We start from the raw sequence: 6998 nt of genomic DNA, 5'->3' as shown, positions 1-6998 counted from the left end.
CTTTGGACATTCAAAAGATGTTAAGTGACCTTGATCAAGATGCTTTTAAAACCGACCTTCACTTTATCACGCAGTTTCCCCATCGCAATGCCAGACAAAGTAACAACAACGAGATTGAACAGATCAAAAAGCACATTGTAGACACTTTGCCCACAACACAAATCCCTGTCTCTGTGGACTTAATCACTCATAAACGCACTCCACAAAAAAGCATTCATATTCAAATTCAAGGTAAAAATCCTGAGCGACATATTGTTTTAGGTGGGCATATTGATTCTATCAATATGGGTTGGGGTTCTTCTCAGGCCCCAGGAGCTGATGATAATGCTTCGGGATCAACAGCCATTTTACAAATTCTTCGCACAATTTTAAAATCTAATTATCAACCACAAAACACTTTAAACTTCTTTTGGTACGCAGGCGAAGAGCAAGGTTTGATCGGTTCTGCTGAAATTGCTAAACAGTTTCGCTTACAAAACAAAGATGTCATTGCGGCCCTGCAACTGGATATGTTGGGGGTACCCGACCAAGCAGAACATATTTATTTAGAACAGGATTTCTCTTCTCCAAAGTTGAATCAACTTTTAAATCAAGTGGCAAAAAATTATCTGCCACACCTGAGTTTAAAGAACACTTCTTGTGGCTATCCATGCAGTGACCATTCTTCTTGGTACCAAGAAAAATACCCAGTGACCTTCCCCACCTCTGGCAATCCTCGCAGCAGCCAGAGCAACCGTCTGATCCACACAGCCAAAGACTTACCCTCAACTTTAAATTGGGATTATGCTTTAAATGTCACACGCTTAAGCTTGGCTTTTATCCTCACCGCTGACCGTGAACTTTAAATAGAGTTTTTTATTTTTTGCCGTTTTTGTTTGAGTTTTTACCAAAGCCTAAAACACGGCTTCTATGGGATGACGAGAACAAGTCGCTAGCTTTAATCTTCCCCCCAGAGGAACCTTTAGGCTTATCGTGGCCAGATTTGTTTTTGTCCGAATAGTTTTTATCGGAATAATTCTTATCTCGATTTTTAGAGGACTTAGAACTTGGATTTTGTTTGGCCTGTTTTCTTTCTTCGCGCTTTTGTCGTTTTTGTAAAAACCGATTTTTGGCTGACCATGGAGAAACCTGCTCTAAATCCTGTTTCTTTCCCAGATGTTCCAGAAGTTCTAGATCAATAAATCCGTCTTCGATGTCCACTTGTGCGATACGAACTTTCACTCGATCACCAAGTTTGAATTGCTTTCCAGAATGTTTACCTACTAGAAGTAAGTTGTCTTCATCAAAGATAAACATCTCGCTACCCAAATCTGCAATGCGAACCAAACCCTCAAGAGGATATTGATCCAAGGTCACAAATAGTCCAAAGCGCACCACAGAGGTAACAGAACCCATGAACTCTTCAGAGAGTAAGGACTCAGCAAAACGAGCCTTTTTAATGGATTTGACTTTACGTTCTGCCTTCACTGCTCTTTGTTCACATTGACTTAAGAACAAAGCCATCTCATCCACTTCGTCTTCGGGATAACCCTCATAAGGAGCACCCACGATGATGCTCTTTAAGATTCTATGGGTCATCAAATCTGGGTAACGACGAATAGGGGATGTGAAATGCGCATAATGAGAAAAACCCAACCCAAAGTGTCCTAACTGGTCCACACTATAGCGAGCTTGTTTCATGGATCTTAAAAAAAGACTTTGTAAAATATTTTTCTCTTTACCTTCTAAAGTAGACAGTGCATTACAAATTTCTCGCGGGTCCATATAGCCAGATCCGCTGTCGCCAATGATCTGATCGTAAAAGCGCATAAATAAATCCAAAGACAACATATCAGGGTCTTCATGCACACGATAGATTTGCGGTCGTTTTTTAGAGTCAATAAATTTAGCAATAGAAATATTAGCCTTAAGCATAAACTCTTCAATCAAACGATGGGCAAAAATCCGCTCAGAAAGCTGAATGTCTACCGCATTGCCCTGCTCGTCCACCTCTACAAGAACTTCGGGAATGTCTAAATCTAGGGAGCCATCGGCAAAACGTTTGTTCATCAATATTAAGGCTAACTCTTGGGCTGTAAACAAAAGATCTCTGTGGCGTTCCACGCTTTCTACATACGTGCCATCCAGAACCTGTTGCACCTGTCCATAAGTGAGTCGACCATGACTCTTCATCACTGCTTCATAAAATTCATAGCTCTCAAACTCTCCAGAGCTTGAAATCATCATGTCTGCGACTACACATAAACGATCCACATCAGGCTTTAAAGAGCACAATTCATTAGAAAGACCTTCAGGCAGCATCGGCACCACATAGTTGGGCATATAGATACTGGTTCCACGTTCATAAGCCTCTGCATTCACAGCCATACCAGGGCGCACATAATAACTGACATCCGCAATCGCAACGACCAGTCGGTACCCTTTTCCTTTTTTTTCTACAAACACAGCATCATCAAAGTCTTTAGCGGTGACCCCATCAATAGTCACTAAAGGAAGTTTGCGAATATCTTTACGTCTTGCGATCTCGTCAGCAGAAACTGTTGTTCCGTACTTTTCCACTTCTTTCAGAGCTTTTTCGCTAAACTCCATCGGCGCACCCGATTCGGCAATCACTCTCTTCACATCTACAGCAGGGTCCGAGGGTTTCCCAATGACAGAGATGACTTTGCCTACAAAACCTTTTCTTTCATCAGGGTAGGAGGTGATCTCGGCGAGAACCAATTCTCCTTTTTTAGCGCCATTGATATCAGCCACGGGGATAAAGAGGTCTTCTCCCCATGCGTAGGATTTATCTTTTAAAATATAATGACTGCCTTGAGGGTCTAAGCGACCGACTACTCGATCAAAATGGCGTTCTACAATCTTTTCTACTCGCCCACGCAAACGTTTTGAAGTGGCCGATCCTAAAATTTTGATCTCGACAAGATCGTTGGACATCGCCCCTTTTAAATCTTCTGGGGAAATAAAGACATCAAGTGCTTCTGCATTTTTAGGGATAAAAAAAGCATAACCGTCAGGATGTCTTTTGATATGACCTAAATGAACATCGTGACTACTCATGCTTCCAACTTCAAACGGTTTAAACTGTCTTGTAAAGCTTTAAACTTAGACTCTGCTTCTTTGAGTAAAGCGGTATCCTGCTCGACAAGCTCTGGCGGGGCATTCTTAATGAAGTTTTCATTATTTAATTTTTTACTTAAAATCTGAATGTCCTTTTGGGTCTTTTCCATATTTTTTTCTAAGCGCTTGATCTCCTCCTCTAAGTCTACCAGACCTTCTAGAGGAATAACAATATCAATCTCAGAACTGAACACCGACAATGGGGTTAAAGCGCATTTGGCCAAAGAAGGTCGAGGTTCAAAACTGATATCCGAAAGCTTACACATCTTTAAAATCACCGCGCGATGGGAAGACAACACCTTTTGTGTACGATCATCCTTGGGCACAATGTGAGCAAACATCTCTACCCCAAACGGGATGGAGTTCTCTCCACGAATGTTTCTTAAAGCCGTGATCACTTCTTTGATGATCTCCACCTCTTCCCAGGCATCTTGTTTTCCTTGGGCTCCCCAGTCTTTATCTTCTTTGTAATGGGGAAACTTAGAAGTACACAAAATCTCTGCATCTTTTAGCGGCAACTTGCCATAAATCTCTTCGGTGATAAAGGGGACAAAAGGATGCAGCATCTTTAATGTACGGGCCAAAACTTGAAAGAGTACCAATGACGATGCCGCTTTTTCATCTTGCTGTTTACCGTAAAGTACAGGCTTGCTGAACTCCAGATACCAATCACAAAAATCATTCCAGACAAAACTATATAAAGCATTGGCCGCATCAGAAAATCTATACTGTTCAAGAGCCTTATGCACTTGTTCTTCTAATTTGATCATTTTAAAAATGATCCATTGATCAAACACCGACAAAAGACTCTTAGGTGTTTCAGTCGCGTAATCTTTAGCTGTCCACTCTTTGACTTCTGCTGCCGATAAAGCAAAACGAGTGGCGTTCCAAATCTTATTCATAAAATTACGGTTGCCTTCTAGTCTTTGAATAGAAAACTTTAAATCTTTTCCTGCACCTGCTTGAGTCATCAGTGTAAACCTCAAAGCATCAGCACCATACTGATCAATCATTTCTACAGGGTCCACCGAGTTGCCTAAAGACTTAGACATCTTCACACCCTTGGCATCACGAATCAGCCCATGAATGAACACATGTCTAAATGGAACATCTTTACAAAACTCTAGACCCATCATCATCATTCTAGCTACCCAAAAGAAGATGATGTCATGACCTGTGATTAAAACGTTTGTGGGATAAAAGGTTTTTAGGGCTTCGCTCTGTTCTGGCCACCCCAAAGTGCTAAAGGGCCAAAGCGCTGAACTGAACCATGTGTCCAAAACATCTTGGTCTTGTTCGACGTTTTTAGAAGCACACTTAGAACACGCCTGCACGTCCTCTTCACTTACTGTCACAGCCGCACAGTCTTTACAGTGCCATACTGGAATACGATGGCCCCACCACAACTGACGGGAAATGCACCAGTCTTGAATGTTGCGCAACCAATGCAAATAGGTCTTCACCCAGCTTTCAGGGATAAAACTTGTAGTTCCCGTTTCTGCGGCACGAATCGCAGGACCCGCAAGGGTAGTCATCTTTACAAACCATTGCTCTGAAAGAAATGGCTCTGCAACGGCACCTGTTTTTTCACAATGCCCTACCGAGTGAGTGTGATTCACAATGTCTCTGATTAAATTTTGCGCCTCTAAAGCCTCTACCACTTTTTTTCTGGCTTCCTGAACTTTTAATCCAGAAAACTCTCCGTAGCCTTCAACAAGAGTACCGTCTACATTTAAAATGTTGATCATGGGTAAGGAATGTTTTTTACCAATCTCATAGTCATTAAAATCATGGGCAGGGGTGATCTTTAAGGCTCCAGAACCAAAATCTTTATCGACATAATCATCAGCAATGATCGGAATCTTGCGTCCTACCAACGGCAGCACAATATTTTTTCCAATTAGACCCTGATAACGTTCATCAGCAGGATGCACACATACGGCCGCATCCCCTAACATGGTTTCAGGTCGAGTGGTGGCAATGATCAACTCTTGGCTACCATCCTCTAAAGGATAAGCAATATGATAGAGCTTTCCTTTCACTTCTTTATAATCCACTTCAATATCTGAAATTGCGGTTTGAAGTTTAGGACTCCAGTTGACCAGTTTTTTACCACGATAAATTAAACCTTTATTGTAAAGCTCCACAAAAACTTTGCGCACAGCTTTAGACACGCCTTCATCTAAGGTGAAGGTCAAACGATCCCAATCACAAGAGTTCCCTAGGCGTTGCATTTGGCTAACAATGCGCGAACCGTACTGCTCTTTCCATTGCCATACTTGTTCGACAAATTTATCTCGTCCCAGCTCTAAACGACTTAGGTTTTCTTCAGCTAATTTTTTTTCAACAACAGACTGAGTGGAAATTCCTGCATGATCAGTACCTGGAACCCATGTGGCATTAAAGCCTGACATTCTTTTCCAACGAATCAGAACGTCTTGCAGAGTGTGATCCAAAGCATGGCCTAAGTGTAAAAACCCTGTCACATTCGGTGGAGGCAGGATGATTGAAAATGGAGGCTTTGTGGATGTGTCCTCAGCTTTAAAGCATGCTTTGTCCAACCACATTTGATAAATTTTTGATTCGACTTCTGCAGGTTGATACTGCTTATCTAACATTTCTTGAGTTTCCGATGAACCCGCCATATTTCTCCTTTGAAGTTACGCGCCTCAATGACAACTACAACTTCATTACACAGACTACACTCGTCCGTCGTCGCACCTCGGGCTAGAGCTAAAACTCATTGGCTGGAACCACAGGAGTTGACGATGACGGCGCACCTTTATCTCTAGGGTCTGGCCCAAGATTTTTTAACAGTGCACGATTGCCCTTATACTTAGCACGCTTGGTTGTTTTTGTGAAATACGGAAAGGAAAACCCTCCCTCATCCACTCGAAATGAAGCCTGCACCTCAAACAAAAAGCCGAAGCCATCAGCGGTATTTTCTAAACCTAGCACTTGATGGGCTCCCAACTTCACCGAACTGAGAGTGTCAAACTCATAGCTGATCCACAAAGCCACCTCTTCAATATGAGGGTTCTTGGCATTATACCGAAGACTGCCCGCATTATACAGCGTGTTAATCTGCTGTCTCTCAGACTGTAGGGCCGCCGAAGACGAATCATCAGTCACTGACATGAGCCCCATAAAGTTTAAACCCGCCCCATAGTTTTTTAGGCGCACTTCAGGTCCCACTCGATACACCAAATAATCCGCATACCCTTTGCTTCTTGAACGGTAACCTGCATAAAGTTTGTAGACAAAATGGGGAGACAGTTCATGCACAAGCCACACACCCATCTGGGCCCACTGAGTGCCATCATCAATGGACACATCATCATCGCTGATGGAGTTTGTAGTCAGGTTTAAAAAATAGTGGGCATCTGCAATGATAAATATACTAGGAACCACTTGCAGCAAACGGTAAACCCCCAAAGACAGCCCACGAAATCGACGCGTGCTTCGTCTGTAGTTATGATCATAGCTTTCGCCATAAACCAACTCTGCCCCCGCCGTGAAGGCCCAGTAATCAGAAAAGTCATAAGTAGCACTCAAGAGCATATCAAAAGTTAGAAATTCATTTCCCGCAATCAGATCTTGGCTTTGACGAGTGCCCGAATAATTAGCCCTAGATTTAAAACTTTGCAGCTCCATCCCTAAAGACAAACGCTGAGGTTTGAACAAAGGGACTTCTTTACGACCTAACTCAGCCTGCACCACCAGAGGTGACAGCATAAGGAGTAACATCAGTGTAAAAAGACCTTGTGTCTTAATTCCAACTCTCCCTTTCATACGCGTTATTCTCCCCCAGACATTTAAGGTTATTTGAATTTCCAAAGATTGAATAGGGTTTGCTTGTCAAAGCTTAAAAATTGGTG

Annotated in this window: 4 protein-coding genes; 1 reads left to right on the top strand and 3 read right to left on the bottom strand. The window is 42.4% G+C overall.

Annotation, left to right across the window (positions count from 1 at the left end):
- Positions 1–845, top strand: an 845-nt coding sequence (locus M9899_02805) for a M20/M25/M40 family metallo-hydrolase (GenBank protein MCO5113085.1), incomplete at its 5' end; no start/stop codon positions are given.
- Positions 846–855: 10 nt separating this feature from the next.
- On the opposite strand, the gene rnr is transcribed toward M9899_02805, so the two are convergent.
- From rnr to M9899_02790, 3 genes are all read right to left on the bottom strand, one after another.
- Positions 856–3060 carry a ribonuclease R gene (gene rnr / locus M9899_02800; protein MCO5113084.1) on the bottom strand — a complete coding sequence of 735 codons (2205 nt, stop codon included), beginning with the start codon at positions 3058–3060 and terminating at the stop codon, positions 856–858.
- Positions 3057–5765 (bottom strand): valine--tRNA ligase, encoded by a 2709-nt coding sequence (locus M9899_02795; protein MCO5113083.1) that lies wholly within the window; start codon positions 5763–5765, stop codon positions 3057–3059. Before M9899_02795 ends, rnr begins: the two co-directional genes overlap by 4 nt.
- Before the next feature lie 88 nt (positions 5766–5853).
- The gene (locus M9899_02790; protein MCO5113082.1) at positions 5854–6912 is read right to left on the bottom strand and encodes a hypothetical protein; all 1059 of its coding nucleotides are present in this window, start codon (positions 6910–6912) and stop codon (positions 5854–5856) included.
- Positions 6913–6998: the final 86 nt, after the last annotated feature.

The sequence above is a fragment of the Pseudobdellovibrionaceae bacterium genome (genome assembly GCA_023954155.1).
Classification (GTDB): domain Bacteria; phylum Bdellovibrionota; class Bdellovibrionia; order Bdellovibrionales; family UBA1609; genus JAMLIO01.
Note: the sequence above shows the minus strand (reverse complement) of the source record. Positions and strands in the feature narration are given on the sequence as shown.

Excerpts from the sequence above, each read along its gene's own strand:
- rnr (MCO5113084.1), bottom strand. The coding sequence starts at position 3,060 with ATGAGTAGTCACGATGTTCATTTAGGTCATATCAAAAGACATCCTGAC.
- M9899_02790 (MCO5113082.1), bottom strand. The coding sequence starts at position 6,912 with ATGAAAGGGAGAGTTGGAATTAAGACACAAGGTCTTTTTACACTGATG.
- M9899_02795 (MCO5113083.1), bottom strand. The coding sequence starts at position 5,765 with ATGGCGGGTTCATCGGAAACTCAAGAAATGTTAGATAAGCAGTATCAA.